The organism is Ensifer sp. 2TAB8 (genome assembly GCF_052115125.1).
Lineage (GTDB): Bacteria > Pseudomonadota > Alphaproteobacteria > Rhizobiales > Rhizobiaceae > Ensifer.
Window position 1 is genome coordinate 1 of sequence record NZ_JBFRGB010000049.1, and the last position, 19,194, is coordinate 19,194.

A 19,194-nucleotide genomic window follows, 5' to 3' on the forward strand; every position below is an offset into this window, starting at 1 on the left:
GAACACCAACCACGAGGAGGATCAGCCGGTCCATCTGCAGGTGAAGGACATGGAGCTGCAGAAGCGCTCCGAGCACGACATCTATGCCGGCCCGTCGACGCGCTACTGTCCGGCCGGGGTCTACGAGTGGGTGGAGAAGGACGGCAAGCAAGTCTTCGTCATCAACGCGCAGAACTGCGTGCATTGCAAGACCTGCGACATCAAGGACCCGAACCAGAACATCAACTGGGTGCCGCCCCAAGGCGGCGAAGGCCCGGTCTATCCGAACATGTGAGTTCGGGAGGCGGGCCGCACGGACCTCCGAAAGGAATGTCGGCGAAGGCCCGGTCTGTTCAAACATGTGAGGGCCGCAGCACGCCTAAAACTTCAGATTGCTCGCTCCCGACTGGCGCGGGTTTGGCTGGTCCCGCCGGTCCCGCCACGGCTACGCCTTCGAAGACCACCCTTTCGGCATGACCGATCCAACACCGTCTGGCCTGCTCCGGCACTATCGGAAGTGGCTCGATTCAAAGCGGCCACCAGCTAGCCTCCGGCCGTTGAGGGCGTTGATGATGCTGCGGATCATCTCTGGAAGGCGAAGGCGCGTTTGTCGCCCTGACGAGCGCGTTTGCTTGCGGGAAATCTGACCACGCTTGCGTTTCCGGCCCGAGCAGGCTAAAACTGAACTATATGGTTCAGTATGTAAGTCCTACCCTCGATCTTGCCTTCGCGGCGCTGTCCGATGCGACCCGCCGCGGGATCATCGATCAGCTTGGGCGAGGGGACGCGTCGATCACCAGTCTTGCGGATATGTTCCAGATGACGCTGACCGGCATGAAGAAGCACGTTCAGGTCCTCGAGCGTGCGGGGCTCGTCGTCACGCAGAAGATCGGACGGGTGAGAACCTGCAAGCTTGGGAAACGCGGCCTGCAGGCGGAGGCCGAGTGGATCGAAGCGCATCGCAAGCTCTTCGAGGCTCGCTTCGAAGCATTGGACGAAATCATCGGCGAAATGAAGCTGGAGGGAAGCGATGACACATCAAGCTGACAGGGCAGGTGGCGCGCAGAACCGCACGTCAGTCGAGCGCAAAGGGGATCGTGAACTGGTCGTAACACGGACATTCGACGCGCCGCCGAGCACGGTTTACAGGGCGTGGAGCCAGCCCGAGCTGTTCCAGCGCTGGTGGGTGCCAAAATCGGCATCCGGCGTTTCGCTCGTATCGTGCGATATGGACGTGCGCACGGGCGGCAAATATCGTCTGGAATTCGGCGCCGGCGGTTCGGACACCATGGCCTTCTACGGCAGGTATCTAGAGGTGGTGCCGAACGAGCGCATCGTCTGGACCAACGAAGAAGGCGAAGAGGGCGCAGTCACGACCGTAACCTTCGAGGACCAGGGCGGGAAGACGCTGCTGGTTTTCCGCGAAATCTATCCGTCCAAGGAGGCACTTGAGGAAGCCCTTCAGGGCTCGGCGACCGCATTGCCGGAGCAGTTGGAACAACTCGACGAATTGCTTTCCAGCTAAGGCGCGTAGCTCGGTTCAGGAAACTCGCCTTGGGGGAACGCATGCTCTTGGGACGTGAATCTACCGGCGTTTCGGCCGGCGCTAGGGTGCGAAGTGGCTCATCCCATGAGAAGCCAAATGGATGAGTTGGCGCTATTGGCCCGGTGGTTGGTGGGGCCAATGTCTACCGGTTGTGTGTCTTCGTTACAGTAACGTGCTCGTTCGGATACAGGGTTTGGTTGAAAGTTGTGTCGCCAGGTTGTCCGGGCAGTCGCCAACGACTATCTGTGCGGCAGCCAAGAAAGGATCAAACCCAATGCGTATTGTCACATTCCTGCTCGTACTCTCCGTGCTCGCCGGATGCTCCCAGACCGGCGGCGGTGCGAGCAGTGTCAGACAGGACTACTACGGTGGCGACGGCGGTTTCTATGCTGGCGCGGTTGCCCCGCGCTGAAGCGGCGCTGGCGGCGCTACCAGTGCATTGCTGATCGCCGTCAAACTCCGACAGCGGGTGAGGGATGACCGGCCGAATTGGCTTGCATGACCGGTGCCGCCTGATCCTCGACCATAGTGGCGCAGAACGTCGCCATGGCGACACTGTATGGACAGCAAAGTTACTTGCTGAGGCTCGAAGTACCTGCGGATTTCGTCTGCCTCATTTTGTTCCTGTGTCGATATCGAACGCGCTCGAGCACGGCGCTTGGAGGACTGTCGATCAGGATAGACGGCAGCCGTGCCGCTCGGGCCCCCGTTGGCGTTAGCTGAGAAGTAGCATTGCCTTGCCAAGGAACACCTTGAAGGTGCTTGGCTCGGCAAGCCTCTTGGCCGAGGTCATATCTGGACATCGGTCATTTGAAGGAATTATGATTGCAACTCGATCAATGCGATACTCACACATGAATATGGCCAAGTCGCCTTTGCCGCCCGAAGGCGGCCGGGAGGAAAAGATCCAGTCGAATCCCGTGCGGCTCGGCGGGCGGTTGAAGCTTGCCCGGCAGACGCGCGGCCTGACCCTGAAAGCTTTGGCGCAGGCGGCGGATTGTTCGGAGAGCCTGCTTTCCAAGATCGAGAACGGCAAGGCCTCCCCCTCTCTTCCTATGCTGCACAGGCTGGTGCAGGCGCTCGATTCCAATATTGGCTGGATGTTTGAGGAAACAGACGGCGAGGAAGGGGTCGTGTTTCGTGCTGGCACGCGGCCGCATATCGCCCTTGACCCGCTTCGGCGCGGCGAGGGCATCTCGCTCGAGCGCATCATTCCCTATTCGACCGGCCATCTTCTCCAGTGCAACATCCACCATATCGATGCGGGCGGCCAGAGCGCGGGCCCGATCCAGCACGTGGGCGAAGAAGTCGGCTACGTGCTGGTCGGCGACATCGAGCTGATGATCGACGACAAGACCTTTCGCCTCTCGGCGGGAGACAGTTTCGTCTTCAACTCGGAACTTGCCCACTGGTATCGCAACGTTGGCACGGAACGCGCCTCCATCTTCTGGGTGAACACGCCGCCAACCTTCTGATTTTTCAGACAATATCCTCCCTTATTGCGCCTCGGAAACGGTCCATTCAAGTTACTTGACAAGTGTTCAAGTCTCTTGAATACTGGCTTGCGTAAATTCCTGTTGCCTGCCCACGGCAACACAATAAGGGGAACCAAAATGGGTCGGACCAAATACCTGCTCGGCTGCGCAGCGGCCGCCGCTATGGCGCTCTCGATGAGCGTTTCCAATGCCTTTGCCGATACTTTCGCTCTCGTTACCATCAATCAGCAGGCACTCTTCTTCAACCAGATCAACGAAGGTGCCAGTGCGGCCGCGAAGGCGGCCGGAGCTGAACTCGTCATCTTCAACGCCAACAACGTGCCTTCGGCGCAGAATGATGCGATCGAGACCTACATCACCCAGAAGGTCGATGGCATCATCCTGGTCGCAATCGACGTCAACGGCGTGAAGCCGGCGATCACCGCCGCCAAGACCGCCGGCATTCCCGTCATCGCCATCGACGCACAGATTCCGGAGGGTGACAACATCGCGTTCGTCGGTGTCGACAACACCAAGGCGGGCGGCGAGATCGGCACATTCTTCTCCGATTACGTGAAGAGCGATATGGGCGGCGCGGCCAAGATTGGCGTCGTCGGCGCGCTCAACTCGTTCATTCAGAACCAGCGTCTCGACGGCTTCAAGGCAGCCGTCACGGAAGGCGGCCAGAAGGTCGAATTCCTGAACACCGTCGACGGGCAGAACGTGCAGGACGTGGCCCTCTCGGCCGCCGAAAACCTGATGACCGCAAACCCGGACATGACGGCGCTTTATGCCACCGGTGAGCCGGCGCTGCTGGGCGCGGTCTCCGCCGTCGCCAGCCAGGGACGGCAGGACTCCATCAAGGTATTCGGCTGGGATCTCACCAAGTCGGCGATCGACGGCATCGACCAGGGCTTCGTCACTGCCGTTATCCAGCAGGATCCGGCCGGTGAAGGCAAGGCCGCCGTCGAAGCACTCGTCAAGGTGAAGAAGGGCGAGACGATCGACCCGATCATCAACGTTCCGGTCACCATCGTGACCAAGGCGAACGTCGACGCCTATCGCGACATGTTCAAGTAAGCCGAAGTGTCACCGCTTCCCGGCCTTAAGAAGGGTCGGGGAGCCGGATTTTCTGCAAGGGCCATGAACATGACCGACACGCATGTCAGCCGCGTCCGTATGACCGGCATATCCAAGCGCTATGGCGCGCTGCAATCGCTCGACAATGTTGCGCTCAACCTCATGCCGGGCGAAGTCCTCGGCCTCGTCGGCGACAACGGGGCGGGCAAGTCAACCGTCAGCAAAGTGCTCTCCGGCGCCGTCATTCCGGATACCGGCACCATCGAGATCGACGGCAAGCACGTCTCCTTCACCTCTCCCGCCGATGCACGCGCGGCACGCATCGAAATGGTCTACCAGGACCTCGCGCTTTGCGACACGATCGACGTTGCCGGCAATCTCTTCCTCGGTCGCGAACCGAAAAGGCGGGTTGCGGGCGTGCCGATGCTCGACAAGAAGCTCATGCATGAGCGGGCGCGCGACATGCTCTCCAATCTGGGCATCGTCATTCCCGATACCCGCATGAAGGTGGAGAACCTGTCCGGCGGCCAGCGCCAGTCGATCGCGATCGGTCGCGCGGCGTCCTTCAACCCCTCGGTGCTCATCATGGACGAGCCTACGGCGGCCCTGGCAGTCGCCGAGGTGGAAGCGGTGCTGGAACTGATCCGTACCGTGTCGAAGCGTGGCGTCTCGGTTATCCTCATTACCCACCGCCTGCAGGATCTCTTCCTGGTCTGCGACCGCATCCAGGTGATGTACGAGGGGCGCAACGTCGCCGAGCGGCGGATCGAGGACACCAACATCGAGGAAGTCGTCAATCTCATCGTCGGGCGCAAGTTTGCCGCCCGGTCCGCAGGTCACAGCCAGGAGCGAGGCGCATGAGCTCGTCCGAATCCAACACCTATTCCGGCCATCCGCCGCGCCTGCGCGAAGCAACGCTTCTGGATCGGATCATCGCGAATGGCGGCGTCATGTCGATCGCGTTGTTCTTCATTGTCTGCTGCCTGTTCTTTTCGATCGCGACCGACGCCTTCCTGACGGCGCCGAACCTTCTGAACGTCATCCGCCAGTCCGCGCCGCTGCTGATCGTTGCGGCGGCAATGACCTTCGTCATCACCACCGGGGGCATCGACCTCTCGGTCGGCTCGGTGCTGGCGCTTTCGGCGACACTTTCGGCGGCCGCGCTACAGGCCGGCATCCCCTGGCCGCTTGCCATCCTGCTGATGCTCCTGCTCGGCGCCGTGGTCGGCATCATCCAGGGCTATTTCATTGCCTATGAACGCATCCCCGCCTTCATCGTCACGCTCGCCGGCCTCTCGGTCATCCGCGGCTTCGCGCTGCTGATCACCGGCGGTTATTCGATCCCGATCGATCCGGCGAGCCCCTTCGTGGCGCTTGGCAGGGCCTGGGTACTGGGCATTCCGGCGCCGGCGCTGATCGCGATCGTCGCGCTGATCGTCGCCTACATCGCCTTCAACGAAACCCATTTTGGCCGCTACGTCACCGGTGTCGGCGCCAATGCGGAGGCAACCCGCCGGGCCGGCGTCAACACCCGGCGGATCATCCTCTGGGTCTATGTTCTCTCCGGCACGGCGGCCGCTGCCGCGGGCGTCATCCTTTCTGCCCGTCTCGGGTCCGGTTCGTCGAATGCGGGGCAGGGCTTCGAACTCGACGTCATCGCCGCCGTGGTGCTTGGTGGCACCAGCCTCTTCGGCGGCCGTGGCTCGCTTGTCGGCACGGTCCTCGGCGCACTGACCGTCGCGGTGCTGGCGAACGGCCTGATCCTGTCGCATCTCTCGCCGTTCTTCACGCCGATCGTGACCGGCCTCATCATCCTCGTGGCGATCTGGCTCAACTTCCGCCTCTTCCGTGGCGGGGCGAGGGGGCGCTGAGATGTTCGACCACCTTTTTGCCGATACCCCGAAGACCCGCCATCCGATCGGCGTGCGCTCCGGAACGGCGATGACGGTCACCGGCCCCGTCCCGGTTGACGAACTCGGTGTGACGCTCATGCACGAGCATGTCTTTCTCGACGGCGCGCGCAGCTGGATCTGCCCCTGCCATCCGGACGAAAAGGCAATCGCCGAACAGAAGGTCTCGATCGAGATCATCGGCGAGCTGCGCATGAACCCCTATATGAACCGGGACAACGTCTCGCTCGACGACGGCGACCTGGCGCTGAGCGAATTGAAGCGCTTCCAGGCGCTCGGCGGCTGCACGCTGGTGGAAACCACGAACTTCGGCATCGGTCGCGATGCGGAAGGGCTTGCTCGCATCGCCCGCATGTCGGGGCTGCGCATCATCATGGGCACCGGCTTCTACCTCGAACATACCCATCCCGAATGGCTTAGGGCCATGGATGTGGAAGAGGTGACGCAGTTCATCGTCGACGACGTCGGCGGCGGCGAAAGCCAGCCGGAGATCATGGCCGGCATCATCGGCGAGATCGGCGTCAGCCGCCACTTCACCGCCGAGGAGGAAAAGTCGCTGCGTGCCGCGGCGCGGGCGGCACGCATCACCGGCCTGCCGCTGTCGATCCACCTGCCGGGCTGGGAGCGTCTCGCCCATCGCGTGCTCGACATGGTGGAGGAGGAGGGTGCCGATCCGGCACACACCGTGCTCTGCCACATGAACCCGAGCCACAACGATCTCGATTACCAGAAGGCGCTCGCACGGCGCGGCGCCTTCCTGGAATACGACATGATCGGCATGGACTACTACTACGCCGACCAGGACGCGCAGTCGCCCTCGGACGAGGAGAATGCCCGCGCCATTGCCGCGTTGATCGACAGTGGCCATGCCGACCGGCTGCTTTTGTCGCAGGATGTCTTCCTCAAGATCATGCTCACCCGCTATGGCGGCTTCGGCTACGGCTACATCCTGAAGCACTTCCTGCCGCGGCTGCAGCGCCATGGCGTCGATCGGGCAGCGATCGACCGGATGCTCGTCGCCAATCCCAGATCCGTCTTTTCCGCCGCGGCCTGAGCCCGCCGGCCCCATTGTTTGAAGGAGATACCAATGACCAAGAAGAAAGTTCTGCTCGCCGGCGAATCCTGGGTTTCGACCGCGACCCACATCAAGGGTTTCGACCAGTTTCCGACCGTCACCTATCACACCGGTGCCGATGAACTGCTGAAGGCTTTGAAGGATAGCCCCTTCGATGTCAGCTTCATGCCGGCGCACGAGGCGCAGCGCGACTTCCCGAACACCATCGAGGGCCTTGAGACCTATGACGCGATCGTGCTCTCGGACATCGGCGCCAACACGCTGCTGCTCCATCCGGACACCTGGATCCACTCGCGCCGCACACCGAACCGGTTGAAACTGCTGCGCGACTATGTGGCCAATGGCGGCGCGCTGCTGATGTTCGGCGGGTACTATTCCTTCCAGGGCATCAACGGCGGCGCCCGCTTCCGCAACACGCCGGTCGAAGAGGTCCTGCCGGTTGCGTGCCTGCCGATGGACGACCGTGTCGAGGTGCCGGAGGGCTTTACGCCCGTCGTTTCGGGCGATGCGTCACACCCGATCCTTTCGGGCGTTTCCGGCGAGTTCCCCTATCTCCTCGGCTTCAACGAAGTCACGCTCAAGGACGGCGCCAACCAGCTGATGACGGTTTCTTCCGACTATGGCTCGTTGCCGCTGCTCGTGACCGGAACCTACGGCCGCGGCCGCACGGTGGTCTGGACGTCCGATGTCGGTCCGCACTGGCTGCCGCCGGAATTCATCGCCTGGCCCGGCTACAAGACGCTGTTTGCCCAGATGCTCGCCTGGGCCACGGACAACTAGGCGTCTTTCGGAGCTCTCCATGGCCATTCATGTCGTCGGCAACCTGTGCGTCGATACGAGCTTTCGCCTGGAACGCCTGCCGGCGCCGGGCGAAACGTTGAACGCGTCGGCTGCCGGCGAAGGGCCTGGGGGTAAAGGCGTCAACCAGGCCGTTGCCGCCGCCCGCACCGGCGCGGCGGTCACGCTGTGGGCACCGGTCGGCAACGACGCGGCGAGCGGCTGGATGGAGACGCTTGTCGCCGCGGAAATCCCCGCGCGACACCTTCATCGGCTTGCGATGCCCTGCGACCGGTCGGTGATCATGATCGACCGCCATGGCGAAAACGCCATCGTTACCGCAGCCGCCTGCGCGCAAGCCTTCGATCCGCTTGCGATGACGACGCTTCGACAGACATGGGTGGTGGACGACATCCTGCTGATGCAGGGAAACCTGCAGCCGGCAGTGACGGCGACCTGCCTTGCCGCTGCCAGGGCGGACGGGCTGTTCACGATCCTCAATCCGAGCCCGCTGTCCACAGAGCCTCTCGATCTGGCGGCAGTTTCGCTCGTCGTCGTCAACCGGCCTGAGGCCGCGGCGCTGACCACCGAGACGGAACCGGAGAACGCCGTGCGGCGATTGCTGGCCATGGGTGCGGGCAGCGCCATCGTCACGCTTGGCAATGCCGGCGCACTGGTGCTCGAAGCCCCGTCCGCGCCGGCCATGCACCTGCCGGCGGGCAGGGCCGAAGCGCTGGACACCAGCGGTGCCGGAGATTGTTTTACCGGTGTGCTTGCCGGGCTTCTGGCGCGCGGAGCGCAGCTCCCCGATGCAGCCAGAATTGCAACTGAAGCGGCCGGTATCGCGGTCGAGCGGCCCGGCACGCTCGCCTCCTTTCCGAGCCGGGCGGAAATTGCCGCCCTCACCAAGACATTGAAACTGGAAAACGTGTGATCGCCATGAGCAACCCCATCGGACGTCAGGACAAGAACATACTGAAGGCGCTCTTCGGGCGCGACAAGCCGGTGATCGGCGTGGTGCATCTGCTGCCGCTGCCGGGCGCCCCGCGCTACGATGACGAAGGCGTGGAGGCGATCTACGAACGTGGGCTTTCGGACGCGCGCGCCTACCTTGCCGGCGGATGCGATGCCCTGATCGTCGAGAACCACGGCGACGTGCCTTTCGCCAAGCCCGATGATATCGGTCACGAGACGTCGACCCACATGGCCGTGATTGCCGATCGCATCCGTCGCGAGCTTGGTCGGCCGATCGGCATCAACGTTCTCGCCAATGCGGCGATCCCGGCGCTGGCCATCGCCTCGGCATCCTCCGCCTCCTTCATTCGCGTCAACCAATGGGCCAATGCCTACGTGGCCAACGAAGGCTTCGTCGAGGGCGAGGCAGCCCGTGCCATGCGATACCGCGCCCAGCTTCGCGCCCGCGGCATCCGCATTTTTGCCGATGCCCATGTCAAGCATGGCGCCCATGCCATCGTCGCCGACCGGCCGGTGGAGGAGCAGGTCAAGGATCTCGTCTTCTTCGATGCTGACGTGGTCATCGCAACCGGCCAGCGGACGGGGCATGCCGCCGATCTCGACTATATCAGCATGATCAAGGAGGCGGGTTCGCTCCCGACACTGGTCGGAAGCGGCGTCACCCATGACAATGCCAACGACATCTTAGGTGTTGCCGATGGCGTCATCATCGCCAGCGCCCTCAAATATGACGGTGTGTGGTGGAACGCCGTCGATCCCGACCGGGTCAAGCGTTTCATTGCAGGTCTCGGCCGATGACTGCCACGCCTGCGGTCAACATCGGGCGGTTGCTGCAGTCCGTTGCCGAGTTTGCGGCGATCGGCGCGACGCCGGCGGGCGGCGTCAACCGGCCGGCACTGAGCGCGAAAGACCGCGCCGCTCGTCGGCTGCTTGCCGAACGCGCCTGGGCGCGGGGATTTTCAGTGTTTCAGGACGAGGCCGCCAATCTCTTCATCCGGCGTGAGGGCCGCGACGCGGCGCTGGCGCCGCTCCTCATTGGCAGCCATCTCGACAGTCAGCCGACGGGAGGTCGCTTCGACGGCGCGCTTGGTACGCTCAGCGCATTCGAGGTGCTTGAAGCGCTGGCCGATGCCGATCTGAAAACGGACCGGGCGATCGAGGTCGTCGCCTTCACCAATGAAGAGGGAAGCCGGTTTTCGCCGGGGTGCATGGGCTCCATGGCTTTCGCCGGCGCGGGAGCCGTTGCGGACTGGAGCGACGCGCAGGCGACCGATGGGAGGCTTCTTGCCGATGAACTCGCCGAAACGCTTCGGGCGATGCCGGAAGCCGAGGTGCGGCCAGCCGGACACGCGATCGCGGCCTTCGTCGAACTGCATATCGAGCAGGGCCCCATTCTCGAGCGTGAGGAGATCCCGATCGGTATCGTCACCGCCGTGCAGGGTACGAAGTGGCTGGAGATTACCTTTTCGGGTGAGGCGGCCCATGCAGGGACTACGCCGCTCGAATTCCGGCGGGATCCGATGGCGGCGGCCGCCGCTGCGATTGCGCGCATTCAGGACGATGTCATGCCCTGCGATCCCCAGGCGCGCCTGACGGTCGGGCGCATCACGGCTGAGCCGGGTTCGATCAATGTCATACCGGGGCGAGTTACCTTCACCATCGATATCCGCCATCCGGACGCAGAAGCGCTTGCCGCCATTGAGCAGCGTGTGACGCTTGAATGCCGCGCCGCAGGCGCGCGGCGGAATTGCGAGACCTCGATCCAGCTGCGCGTGGACATGCCGCCGGGCCGGTTTGCCCCACGCGTGACGGCGGCGATTGAAGATACGTGTCGTGCTCTTGGGATAGCCAGGCGCCCAATGGTATCCGGTGCTTTCCACGACGCCCTGTTCGTTAGTCGTGTCGCGCCGTCCGCGATGATCTTTGTGCCATGCAGGAACGGTATCAGCCACAATGAGGCTGAGTTCGTATCGGACGAGCACATCCTAATCGGCGCTCGCACTCTGCTGGGGGTTGCGCAAACGCTGGCGGCAGAGTGACCCCGTTGGGTGCCAGAGTGTCACCGCAGCTCTCTTCAGGAACATATGATCACCCCAGTCGTTGCCCCGCTCGTTGTGCGCAGCTTGGGCGTCATCAGCGCCGCGTACCTTAGCCGTTCCTCTTTTCAGAGCGAACGAGCGCCGGTTCGGTACCCCTCAAGTGCGTCGAGTTCTGAATACGCGTGGCTTCAACTCATGCGTCCGCTGGTCTTACTTCGGCCTTTCGCTTTCCGCCGCGCTGATGCCCAAGCGGCCGCTCGTGTCGCGGGGCAAGGTAGATTTCCAACAAACGCAATCCGAAGATCAGTGCCGAGTTGATGACCAGATATATGGCGGCGACCATGCAGAATACCTGGATGACGGCGAAGGTCTCGCTCATCAGATCCTTTGCTACACCGGTCAGTTCCATCACCGTGATGGTACTGGCAAGCGACGTCGCCTTGAGCGTCACGACGATCTCGTTGCTGTAGGCGGGCAAGGCGCGCCTCACAGCGATCGGAGCGGTGACGAGGAAAAAGACCTTGAGCGGCGACAGTCCGAGCGCGCGTGCCGCCTCGATCGCGCCTTTGGGCACGGCGGCCAGGCCACCGCGCATCACTTCGGCCGTATACGCGCCCGAACAAAGGCTCATGGCGATCACCGCACAGGCGAAAGGTTCCCGCAACAGGATCCATGCTGGACTTTGGCGCAGCCACGCGAACTGGCTGAGACCATAATAGAGGACGAAGATCTGAACCAGCAGCGGCGTGGAGCGGAACGCTAGAACATAGGCTGCTGCGATAACCCGAAGAAACCCATGACGCGAGGCACGCGCCCATGTGGCAATACCCGCGAGGATAAAACCAAGTGGAAGAGTTGCTGCCGCCAGCGCCAGCGTGACCCAGATTGCGCCAGCCAGTTCGCTCGCTACGTGAAGTGTGGTTTCGAAATCCATGATCAGCCCCAGCGCATTCTGTTCTCGACGGCGATGAACACACGCGAGGATACGGCGACGAGAACGAAATAAATGACAGCCGCGGCCCCGTAAAAGACGAAGGGTTGTCCGGTCGTGCGCCCCGCGAGGCCGACGACCCGCATGAGCTCGGCCACGGAGATCACGGAAAGCAGTGTCGTCTCCTTGATGGCCATGATCCAGACATTGCCGAGGCCCGGCAGAGCCTGCCGGAACATTTGCGGCATGATGACCAAACAAAGTCCCGGAAACGGACGAAGGCCGAGCGCGGCGAAAGCCTCGAACTGCCCGGCAGGAATTGTGCCGTGCGCGCCGCGGAACACTTCGGAACTATAGGATGCCGAGACGAGGGTGACAGCCATCACACCAACCGTAAACGCATCTATCTCGATGTAGCCGGTGTAGCCGAAGCCGCGCGCGACCCACATCAGTGCTCCATTGGTTCCGAAAAAGAGAAGGAAAATGACGAGCAAGGGAGGCACCCCGCGCACCACCGTCGTATAGAGATTGGCTGCGCTCGCGATCCATCGATTGTTTCCGAGCTTCGCCAGAGCAATCGCAAACCCAAGGGCGACACCGAGAATGTAGCCGAGGCTCGCGCAGGCTATGGTGACGCCGAGCCCGAACAGGAGCGGCCTGGACCAGCCCTGATCGCCCCAGGCGAGCATTTGAAGAATGGACGCGTCCGCAGCCATCAAAGATCATTCCCCGCAGATCTTCGGGTCGGCTTTTGTCGAGATGTCGAAGCCAAACCATTGCTGCGAGATCCGCGTGACTTCGCCGTCTTTCTTCAGTTGGCAAAGGGCCACGTCCCAAGCTTTTCGAAGCTCGTCGGTATCCTTGCGCATCAGTCCGCCGACACCGACGCCGAGATAATTGAACTGCTCGAAATCAAGATTAGGGGACAGGATCTCGACCGTTTCGCCTTGCGACGAACCCGTGAGCGCTATCCATGGTGAACGCCCTGCAAGCGCCGCGTCAATCCTTCCAGCCAATAGGTCGAGATTGAGGCTGTCCTGATTGTCATAGAGGCGGACGTCAACCTCGCCCTTGAGCTCATTGTCCATGAACTTTTGACTTTGCGTGCCGGATTGAACGCCGATCGTCTTGCCGATGAGTGCCTTCTTGAGTTCAGCCCAGGAGCTTTTCCCGTTCAGGCCAGAGCTTTTGGCGGCGGCAAAATTGATCGGCAGGTTGCCGTAGCTCTGCGTGAAGGCAAGGCGTTTCTGCCTCTCCGGGGTGATCGATATCCCGCCGACCAGGATGTCATATTTACCCTGCTCGAGAGCGGGGATCTGCCCTTCCCAGGGCTGGGCGGTGAAGCGGCAATTGCGCTGCATTCGCTCACAGACGAGCTTCGCCAGCTCGATATCGAAGCCGGTCAGCTCTCCCGCTGGCGTCATCGAGGTCCAGGGCAGATAGCCGCCATCCGTTCCGATGCGCACTTCGGGCAAGTCCTCAGCTAAGACCGGCGTTGCGAACAATGCTGCAAGCGCCAAGGCTGCGAGCCGTTCCGTCCATTTTCCATTCATGATTGTCCCCCCTTTTGATTTGTTTTGGCAGGCCTAAAAGCGTTCGGGCCGGTCGTCCGTGCCGAGGTCCCAGAACAGGCCTGCCATGATGGCAAGCCCCTCGGCGACGAGCGGCGTCAGTAGGTGTTCGTCCGGCGCGTGCTGGCAGCATCCGGAGTAGGAGTGCGGCACCCAGACCGTTGGAATTCCGAGCAGATCTGCGAAGCAATCGTTCGGTAAAGAGCCTCCGGCATTCGGCAGAATTGTCGGTTCCACCCCGGTCGTCCGTTGAACGGATGCGGCCGCCCAGCGCATCAGGGGATGCTCGGGATCGAGACGTGTGGCGCCCCATTCCAGTTCCGTGGCCTTTGGAACGACGGCGACATTGCCGAAGCCGTTTTCATCAAGATAGGCGCGAATTGTCTGCATGAAACCGGTGGGGTCGGTGTCAACCGTGTAGCGGATCTGTAGCCGCGCAGATGCGCGGGGCGGTATGGCATTGATCGGTTGAGCCGGTGTGCCTGCCGTCATTGCCAATACCTCAAGGGCCGTCCAGCCGAAGACGCGCTGCGATGGTGTCAGCCCTGGCTCGCCCCACCAGCCATCGAGTTCCGGGCCGCCATCTTCGGCCTGAAGCTCAATTCGGCCGAGTGCGGCCATCACGCCTGGAGGAACGCCAACAGGCAGAATTCCTCGAACATTGATTTGACCTGTCGCCGACACCAGGCTGGAGATGGCGTTGGCGAGGATTACGGCTGGGTTGGCAATCAGACCGCCCCAATTGCCGGAATGATGTGCGCCGGCCCTGAGATCGCAGATCAGATCGAAATCAACGGTTCCACGGGTGCCGCCATCAAGTGTCGCGCGGTCGCGGGCCAGGCGAGGTCCGTCCGATGCGATCAGCCAATCGGCCTTGAGCTTCGAACGATGTTCCGAGCAAATCTGGTGGAGTCCCGCCGAACCAGTCTCTTCGGACGTTTCGATAAGCACCACGACGTTAAAGCCGAGGGATCCGCGCGTTGCCAGAACGGCTTCCAGAGCCAGCATCACGATTGTGTGCTGGCCCTTGTTGTCGGCGGTACCGCGGCCGTAGAGGCGGTCGCCCTCGACACTCACGCGCCAGGGATCACGGCCATCCGACCACGTGCCTTCCATGCCAGCCACCACGTCCGCATGTCCGTAGACCAGCAGCGTCGGCAGATGTCCGGCCTCGTTGCGCCTTGCGATCAGCAGCGGCCCGCCTCGAGGGTCCGGATTGTCCAGAACGTCGCCGGTAAAGCCGAGCTTTGCGAGATCCTGTCTGAACTCGTTTACATAGCGCAGGCATTCCGGCCGCCGTGCGGGGTTCTGGCTCTCGGTCGCGATTGCGACGCGCCGAGTCAGATCAGCCAGGAAGCGGCCGTTGGCCAGATAGGCGACTGCGGTGGCTATAGATTGATCCCTAGACATAATCCTGCTCATTCATTGCGTTGACAGCACGATGTCATGCGGAAGAATATGCAAGCAAACCAAAAGTTCTCTCCGTTACCATTAGCCAGATTGAGTCTCGACATGGCCCGTCATTTGCCGCCTCTGCCCGCACTGCGCGCTTTCGAAACCGCAGCGCGCCATCTGAGCTTCGCCAGGGCGGCTGGTGAGCTGAACGTGACCCCCGGCGCAGTTAGTCATCACATGAAGCAGCTCGAAGAGTGGGTCGGTGGACCGCTGTTTGAACGGCGTGCCAATGGCGTGGGATTGACAGAGACCGGCAGGGTTTTTGCAACGCGCCTCGGTGCGATCTTCGATCAACTCACCGCCGTCGGCGCTGCGGCGCGTCTGCCTGGCGGGCTCAGCACCGTCACCGTCCGTTGCCAGTTCTCACTCGCAACGAAGTGGCTCGCGCCTCGCATTGGCACGTTTCGCAAGGCTCATCCGGACATCTCCGTTTCTGTCATGGCTCTGCCGCACCGGTGGAGCGCCAGGGAGCCGGATCCGGATCTTGCGATCTATCATGGCCGTGGAACGATTCCGGGTGTCCGACAGGACACGCTGATCAGTGGCAGCCTGATTGTCGTCGGTTCGCCCGACTTGGCGGGCACGCTGCCGCCCGCGTCGACGCCCGCTGACCTGCTGTCCCGGCCCCTGATCAAGGTGGATTATGCCGAGCCGGGGTGGCACGACGAAGGGTGGGAAGCATGGTTTGCTGCAACCGGGTTTGGGCATCTCGAACTGCGGTCAACCCTGTCGTTTAATCTGGTGCACCTTGCGATCGAAGCCTGTCTGTCGGGCGCCGGCTTCGCTCTAGTTCCAGATTTCCTCGTCGAGACCGAGCTTTGTACCGGGCGGCTGGTCGATGCCTTCGGGATATCGCTGCCGATTAGGCAGCCCTATGTCATCATGACACCTGACGCCAGTCTTGCGCGGCCGGAGGTTGCGATCTTGAGAAGCTGGCTCTTGGATCAAGGTGTTGCGACCGCGAAACTGGGGTAACAGTCCCGCGTGTACGTTCAGTCGGAGTGCTGTTCTCGTCGGCTTCGCTCTGCGGTCTGAAGGGGGCGGTGCTTGAACCCTGACTTGAATCTCACGTTTCTGAGGATCGACCTGCTCCGCTCTGCCCCATCGGGGAGGTATGCCGCCTTCGACACCCTCGATCGGCCGCGGCGTTTGTTGCGGCCCGCCTTCTCCGTGCGGTCGAGGGCCGGCGCACAGCCGCCCGTTCACCTCCTGGGCAAATGGGCGGCGGCATTTTCATCGGCAATGTCAGGCGGCGCTAAGCTTTTTCTCGCAGCGAAGCAGCATGCCGTAGAGGTCGCGCGGCTCGTCGGGGTCGGCGAGGAGATCGAGTTCTGTGAACATGCCATGTTCGGCAATCTGCGCCCGGACGTAGCGAAGGGCGGAGAAGTCCTCGATGGCGAAACCGACGCTGTCGAAGAGCGTGATCTGATCCGGGCTCTTGCGGCCGTCCGTCTCGCCGGTCATGACCTGCCAGAGTTCGATGACGGGGTGCTCGGCCGGCAGCTGCTGGATTTCGCCTTCGATGCGCGTCTGCGGCGGATATTCGACGAAGATGTCCGAGCGCAGCAGAATGTCCTTGCTGAGTTCGGTCTTGCCGGGGCAGTCGCCGCCCACCGCGTTGATGTGGACACCGGGGCCGACATGGTTGTCCGAGAGGATCGTCGCGTACTGCTTGTCGGCGGTGACCGTGGTGATGATGTCCGCGCCCTCGACCGCCTCTTCGACCGACGTGCATTCCTCAATGGTGAAGCCGAGGCCCGCGAGGTTGCGCGCGCATTTCCGGGTGGCGGAGGCGTCGATGTCGTAGAGGCGAAGCTTGTCGATGCCGAGCAGCGACTTGAAGGCGCGGGCCTGGAATTCGCTCTGTGCGCCATTGCCGATGATGGCCATGGTGCGGGCGTTCGGCCGCGCCAGGTATTTTGCCGCGACCGCGGAGGTTGCGGCGGTGCGCAGCGCGGTAAGGATCGTCATTTCGGTGAGCAGCATCGGATAGCCGTTGCCGACATCCGAGAGCACACCGAAGGCCGTCACGGTCTGGCGGCCGTCGCGCGTGTTCTTCGGATGACCGTTGACATATTTGAAGCCGTAGAGCGTTCCGTCGCTCGTCGGCATCAGCTCGATGACACCTTCCTGCGAATGGGAGGCGACGCGCGGGGTCTTGTCGAAGACCGGCCAGCGACGGAAGTCCTCCTCGATGGTGGCCGCCAGGTCCGTCAGGAACCGGTCGATGCCGACCTTCAGAACCAGTTTCATCATGTGGTCGACGCTTACGAACGGAACCACGTTCAGTTTCGGATCAGTATTCATTTTCCCTCCAACCAAAGAACAATCGAAATCAGCCAGTTACAGTTGGGCGATCCATCACCCGCTTGCCCATCAGGCTGGCGACGAGATCGACGAGCAGCCGTGCGGTCTTGCCGCGCTCGTCGAGGAACGGATTGAGCTCGACGATGTCGAGGCTGGTCACCAGGCCGGTGTCATGCAGCATCTCCATGATCAGGTGCGCCTCGCGGAAGGTTGCTCCGCCCGGCACCGTGGTGCCAACGGCCGGCGCGATGTCCGGCTCGAGGAAGTCGACATCGAAGCTGACATGCAGGAGGCCGTTTGCGGCGCGGACCTGCTCGATGAAATTGCGGACGAGGACGGCCACGCCATGCTCATCGATCACGCGCATGTCGTGCACCGTGATGCCGGTGGTGCGGATGGCGGCCTTTTCTGCGGTGTCAACGCTGCGGATACCGATCATGCAGACGTTTTCTGCCGCAACGGGATGGGTGAGCGCAGGGAAATAGCCATCGAAACCGGCCTGGCCGGTATAATAAGCGACCGGCGTGCCGTGCAGGTTGCCGCTGACCGTCGTTTCGAGAGTATGGAAGTCGGTATGGGCGTCCAGCCAGAGCACGAACAGCGGCCGCCCGAGTTCGGCGGCTCGTCGTGCGAGACCCGGAACGGTGCCCGCGGAGATGGCGTGGTCGCCGCCGAGGAAGATGGGCATACCTGCCTTGCTGTGTTCGTAGGCAGCAGCAGACAGAGCTTCGACCCAGGCGACCGTTTCGCCGAGGTGATGGACGGCCTTGTTCGGATGGGGCATCTCGTCGAACGCACGCGGGCTGAGATTGCCATTGTCCTTGACCGAATGGCCCAGTTCTTCCAGTGCCGTGCGAAGGCCAGCGATGCGCAGGGCGCTCGGCCCCATCTCGCAGCCAAGCTGCCCTGCCCCGATTTGCAGGGGCGCGCCGATGAGCGTGCAGTCCATAGTGTACTCCCGTTTGTTTTCATGATTATAAAAGTCATCGATGGCGGATTGAACATTGAATTTTGGCATATCGAGATGCTAGTTTGACCAAATTGATAAGAACGGAATCCAAATCGGCATGGATGCTCTCGACCAGAAGATCGTGATGCTGTTGCGCGGCAATGGGCGTCGAAGTGTCTCGGACCTCGCGCTGGAAACGGGCGCCTCGCGGGCGACCGTGCGGGCGCGCATCGAGCGGATGGAGCAGGACGGGACCATCCTCGGCTACACGGTGATGCTGCGCGCTGATGCGCTTGAAGATGTCGTTCGTGGGGTGATGATGGTTGAGATCGAGGGCCATGTGACCGATCGGGTGATCCGCACGCTCGGCGGCTTTCCTGAAATCTCGCAGATTCACACGACGAATGGCCGGTGGGATTTGCTAGTGGAACTCAGCGCATCGAGCCTGGCCAACTTCGATGCCGTGCTGCGCAAGATCCGTCTCGTGCCCGGCATTATGGGCAGCGAGACGAGCCTTCTTTTGTCCACGCCGCGGTCGACGAAGGCGAAGCTCTGACTTAACGAGCGTCGACCTAGGAGACTCGATTCGACAGGGTGTCGGTGAGGCTGGTGCGTCGCGGTTTCCCGCGATGGCGGCGGCCGGGTCGCAGCCGGACCTCGGCCGACAAATGATCGGCCGGGGTAACGGTGACGTCGAGCGGGCTTCGATATGGACCGGGCGCGGGCGCGCGAATGGCGCAACGCCTTCTGTCAGTGCAGGATCTGGCTAAGGAAGAGCTTGGTGCGCTCGTGCTGCGGATTGTCGAAGAACTCGGCCGGCGAGTTCTGCTCGACGATCTGGCCCTGGTCCATGAAGATCACACGGTTGGCAACCTGGCGGGCAAAGCCCATTTCGTGGGTCACGCACAGCATGGTCATGCCTTCCTCGGCAAGGCTCACCATGGTGTCGAGCACTTCCTTGACCATTTCCGGGTCCAGTGCCGAGGTCGGCTCATCGAACAGCAGGATCTTCGGCTTCATGCACAGCGAGCGGGCGATCGCCACGCGCTGCTGCTGACCGCCCGAGAGCTGGCCCGGATACTTGTTCGCCTGCTCCGGAATCTTGACGCGCTTCAGGAAGTGCAT

Annotated in this window: 22 protein-coding genes; 15 read left to right on the forward strand and 7 right to left on the reverse strand. The window is 62.3% G+C overall.

The genetic code is table 11. The annotated features are described in order from the left end of the window. The 13 genes from AB4Z53_RS34650 to AB4Z53_RS34710 form a co-directional block, all read left to right on the forward strand. The coding region (locus AB4Z53_RS34650; RefSeq protein ID WP_441599932.1) for a 4Fe-4S dicluster domain-containing protein at positions 1 to 274 on the forward strand (274 nt) is incomplete at its 5' end. Positions 275 to 669: 395 nt separating this feature from the next. Beyond that, positions 670 to 1,026: an ArsR/SmtB family transcription factor gene (locus AB4Z53_RS34655; RefSeq protein WP_113538595.1), complete on the forward strand. Its 357-nt coding sequence runs from the start codon at positions 670 to 672 to the stop codon at positions 1,024 to 1,026. After that, positions 1,010 to 1,504, forward strand: a complete 495-nt coding sequence (locus tag AB4Z53_RS34660) for an SRPBCC family protein (RefSeq protein ID WP_441599934.1) — start codon at positions 1,010 to 1,012, stop codon at positions 1,502 to 1,504. The genes AB4Z53_RS34655 and AB4Z53_RS34660 overlap by 17 nt, the downstream gene beginning before the upstream one ends. 295 nt (positions 1,505 to 1,799) lie before the next feature. Next, on the forward strand, positions 1,800 to 1,937 hold the full coding sequence (locus AB4Z53_RS34665) for a hypothetical protein (protein ID WP_201723474.1): 138 nt from the start codon (positions 1,800 to 1,802) through the stop codon (positions 1,935 to 1,937). Positions 1,938 to 2,385: 448 nt separating this feature from the next. Then, on the forward strand, positions 2,386 to 3,000 hold the full coding sequence (locus AB4Z53_RS34670) for a cupin domain-containing protein (RefSeq protein ID WP_113538639.1): 615 nt from the start codon (positions 2,386 to 2,388) through the stop codon (positions 2,998 to 3,000). A gap of 138 nt (positions 3,001 to 3,138) precedes the next feature. Further along, positions 3,139 to 4,080, forward strand: a complete 942-nt coding sequence (locus AB4Z53_RS34675) for an ABC transporter substrate-binding protein (protein WP_441599937.1) — start codon at positions 3,139 to 3,141, stop codon at positions 4,078 to 4,080. A gap of 69 nt (positions 4,081 to 4,149) precedes the next feature. Beyond that, a complete protein-coding gene (locus AB4Z53_RS34680) occupies positions 4,150 to 4,941 on the forward strand; it encodes an ATP-binding cassette domain-containing protein (RefSeq protein WP_113538640.1) in 792 nt (263 codons plus the stop codon). An 89-nt stretch (positions 4,942 to 5,030) separates the two neighbouring features. Beyond that, positions 5,031 to 5,951 (forward strand): ABC transporter permease, encoded by a 921-nt coding sequence (locus AB4Z53_RS34685; RefSeq protein ID WP_441599960.1) that lies wholly within the window; start codon positions 5,031 to 5,033, stop codon positions 5,949 to 5,951. 1 nt (position 5,952) lies between these two features. Next, positions 5,953 to 7,044, forward strand: a complete 1,092-nt coding sequence (locus tag AB4Z53_RS34690) for a phosphotriesterase family protein (protein WP_441599939.1) — start codon at positions 5,953 to 5,955, stop codon at positions 7,042 to 7,044. 33 nt (positions 7,045 to 7,077) lie between these two features. Beyond that, complete coding sequence (locus tag AB4Z53_RS34695) at positions 7,078 to 7,845, forward strand: glutamine amidotransferase (RefSeq protein ID WP_441599941.1); 768 nt, start codon at positions 7,078 to 7,080, stop codon at positions 7,843 to 7,845. 19 nt (positions 7,846 to 7,864) lie between these two features. Beyond that, on the forward strand, positions 7,865 to 8,776 hold the full coding sequence (locus tag AB4Z53_RS34700) for a PfkB family carbohydrate kinase (protein ID WP_441599943.1): 912 nt from the start codon (positions 7,865 to 7,867) through the stop codon (positions 8,774 to 8,776). Between the two features lie 5 nt (positions 8,777 to 8,781). Next, on the forward strand, positions 8,782 to 9,615 hold the full coding sequence (locus AB4Z53_RS34705) for a BtpA/SgcQ family protein (protein WP_113538641.1): 834 nt from the start codon (positions 8,782 to 8,784) through the stop codon (positions 9,613 to 9,615). Continuing rightward, on the forward strand, positions 9,612 to 10,856 hold the full coding sequence (locus tag AB4Z53_RS34710; protein ID WP_441599945.1) for a Zn-dependent hydrolase: 1,245 nt from the start codon (positions 9,612 to 9,614) through the stop codon (positions 10,854 to 10,856). Before AB4Z53_RS34705 ends, AB4Z53_RS34710 begins: the two co-directional genes overlap by 4 nt. Before the next feature lie 193 nt (positions 10,857 to 11,049). Here the strand turns inward: AB4Z53_RS34710 and AB4Z53_RS34715 are convergent, their stop codons facing one another. The 4 genes from AB4Z53_RS34715 to AB4Z53_RS34730 all read right to left on the reverse strand — a co-directional run bounded on the left by AB4Z53_RS34715 (position 11,050) and on the right by AB4Z53_RS34730 (position 14,768). Further along, a complete protein-coding gene (locus tag AB4Z53_RS34715) occupies positions 11,050 to 11,790 on the reverse strand; it encodes an ABC transporter permease (protein WP_441599946.1) in 741 nt (246 codons plus the stop codon). A gap of 2 nt (positions 11,791 to 11,792) precedes the next feature. Further along, the gene (locus AB4Z53_RS34720; RefSeq protein ID WP_441599948.1) at positions 11,793 to 12,503 is read right to left on the reverse strand and encodes an ABC transporter permease; all 711 of its coding nucleotides are present in this window, start codon (positions 12,501 to 12,503) and stop codon (positions 11,793 to 11,795) included. A gap of 6 nt (positions 12,504 to 12,509) precedes the next feature. Further along, positions 12,510 to 13,307: a transporter substrate-binding domain-containing protein gene (locus AB4Z53_RS34725; protein ID WP_441599950.1), complete on the reverse strand. Its 798-nt coding sequence runs from the start codon at positions 13,305 to 13,307 to the stop codon at positions 12,510 to 12,512. 66 nt (positions 13,308 to 13,373) lie between these two features. Next, on the reverse strand, positions 13,374 to 14,768 hold the full coding sequence (locus tag AB4Z53_RS34730) for a M20 family metallopeptidase (protein WP_441599952.1): 1,395 nt from the start codon (positions 14,766 to 14,768) through the stop codon (positions 13,374 to 13,376). Positions 14,769 to 14,804: 36 nt separating this feature from the next. Here AB4Z53_RS34730 and AB4Z53_RS34735 point away from each other — a divergent pair, with 36 nt between their 5' ends. After that, positions 14,805 to 15,788, forward strand: coding sequence for a LysR substrate-binding domain-containing protein (locus tag AB4Z53_RS34735; RefSeq protein ID WP_441599954.1), 984 nt, complete (start codon positions 14,805 to 14,807; stop codon positions 15,786 to 15,788). A gap of 270 nt (positions 15,789 to 16,058) precedes the next feature. Here AB4Z53_RS34735 and ocd read toward each other — a convergent pair whose 3' ends face one another. Together ocd and rocF are read right to left on the reverse strand one after the other, a co-directional pair. Next, the gene (gene ocd, locus AB4Z53_RS34740; RefSeq protein WP_113538607.1) at positions 16,059 to 17,120 is read right to left on the reverse strand and encodes an ornithine cyclodeaminase; all 1,062 of its coding nucleotides are present in this window, start codon (positions 17,118 to 17,120) and stop codon (positions 16,059 to 16,061) included. A gap of 28 nt (positions 17,121 to 17,148) precedes the next feature. Next, positions 17,149 to 18,069: an arginase gene (gene rocF, locus AB4Z53_RS34745; RefSeq protein ID WP_441599956.1), complete on the reverse strand. Its 921-nt coding sequence runs from the start codon at positions 18,067 to 18,069 to the stop codon at positions 17,149 to 17,151. Positions 18,070 to 18,187: 118 nt separating this feature from the next. On the opposite strand from rocF, the gene AB4Z53_RS34750 reads away from it, so the two are divergent. Continuing rightward, positions 18,188 to 18,625, forward strand: a complete 438-nt coding sequence (locus tag AB4Z53_RS34750) for an Lrp/AsnC family transcriptional regulator (RefSeq protein WP_113538609.1) — start codon at positions 18,188 to 18,190, stop codon at positions 18,623 to 18,625. 194 nt (positions 18,626 to 18,819) lie between these two features. Here AB4Z53_RS34750 and AB4Z53_RS34755 read toward each other — a convergent pair. Beyond that, the coding region (locus tag AB4Z53_RS34755; RefSeq protein ID WP_441599958.1) for an amino acid ABC transporter ATP-binding protein at positions 18,820 to 19,194 on the reverse strand (375 nt) is incomplete at its 5' end.

Excerpts from the sequence above, each read along its gene's own strand:
- AB4Z53_RS34655 (WP_113538595.1), top strand. The coding sequence starts at position 670 with ATGGTTCAGTATGTAAGTCCTACCCTCGATCTTGCCTTCGCGGCGCTG.
- AB4Z53_RS34660 (WP_441599934.1), top strand. The coding sequence starts at position 1,010 with ATGACACATCAAGCTGACAGGGCAGGTGGCGCGCAGAACCGCACGTCA.
- AB4Z53_RS34665 (WP_201723474.1), top strand. The coding sequence starts at position 1,800 with ATGCGTATTGTCACATTCCTGCTCGTACTCTCCGTGCTCGCCGGATGC.
- AB4Z53_RS34670 (WP_113538639.1), top strand. The coding sequence starts at position 2,386 with ATGGCCAAGTCGCCTTTGCCGCCCGAAGGCGGCCGGGAGGAAAAGATC.
- AB4Z53_RS34675 (WP_441599937.1), top strand. The coding sequence starts at position 3,139 with ATGGGTCGGACCAAATACCTGCTCGGCTGCGCAGCGGCCGCCGCTATG.
- AB4Z53_RS34680 (WP_113538640.1), top strand. The coding sequence starts at position 4,150 with ATGACCGACACGCATGTCAGCCGCGTCCGTATGACCGGCATATCCAAG.
- AB4Z53_RS34685 (WP_441599960.1), top strand. The coding sequence starts at position 5,031 with ATGTCGATCGCGTTGTTCTTCATTGTCTGCTGCCTGTTCTTTTCGATC.
- AB4Z53_RS34690 (WP_441599939.1), top strand. The coding sequence starts at position 5,953 with ATGTTCGACCACCTTTTTGCCGATACCCCGAAGACCCGCCATCCGATC.
- AB4Z53_RS34695 (WP_441599941.1), top strand. The coding sequence starts at position 7,078 with ATGACCAAGAAGAAAGTTCTGCTCGCCGGCGAATCCTGGGTTTCGACC.
- AB4Z53_RS34700 (WP_441599943.1), top strand. The coding sequence starts at position 7,865 with ATGGCCATTCATGTCGTCGGCAACCTGTGCGTCGATACGAGCTTTCGC.
- AB4Z53_RS34705 (WP_113538641.1), top strand. The coding sequence starts at position 8,782 with ATGAGCAACCCCATCGGACGTCAGGACAAGAACATACTGAAGGCGCTC.
- AB4Z53_RS34710 (WP_441599945.1), top strand. The coding sequence starts at position 9,612 with ATGACTGCCACGCCTGCGGTCAACATCGGGCGGTTGCTGCAGTCCGTT.
- AB4Z53_RS34715 (WP_441599946.1), bottom strand. The coding sequence starts at position 11,790 with ATGGATTTCGAAACCACACTTCACGTAGCGAGCGAACTGGCTGGCGCA.
- AB4Z53_RS34720 (WP_441599948.1), bottom strand. The coding sequence starts at position 12,503 with ATGGCTGCGGACGCGTCCATTCTTCAAATGCTCGCCTGGGGCGATCAG.
- AB4Z53_RS34730 (WP_441599952.1), bottom strand. The coding sequence starts at position 14,768 with ATGTCTAGGGATCAATCTATAGCCACCGCAGTCGCCTATCTGGCCAAC.
- AB4Z53_RS34735 (WP_441599954.1), top strand. The coding sequence starts at position 14,805 with ATGCGGAAGAATATGCAAGCAAACCAAAAGTTCTCTCCGTTACCATTA.
- ocd (WP_113538607.1), bottom strand. The coding sequence starts at position 17,120 with ATGAATACTGATCCGAAACTGAACGTGGTTCCGTTCGTAAGCGTCGAC.
- rocF (WP_441599956.1), bottom strand. The coding sequence starts at position 18,069 with ATGGACTGCACGCTCATCGGCGCGCCCCTGCAAATCGGGGCAGGGCAG.
- AB4Z53_RS34750 (WP_113538609.1), top strand. The coding sequence starts at position 18,188 with ATGGATGCTCTCGACCAGAAGATCGTGATGCTGTTGCGCGGCAATGGG.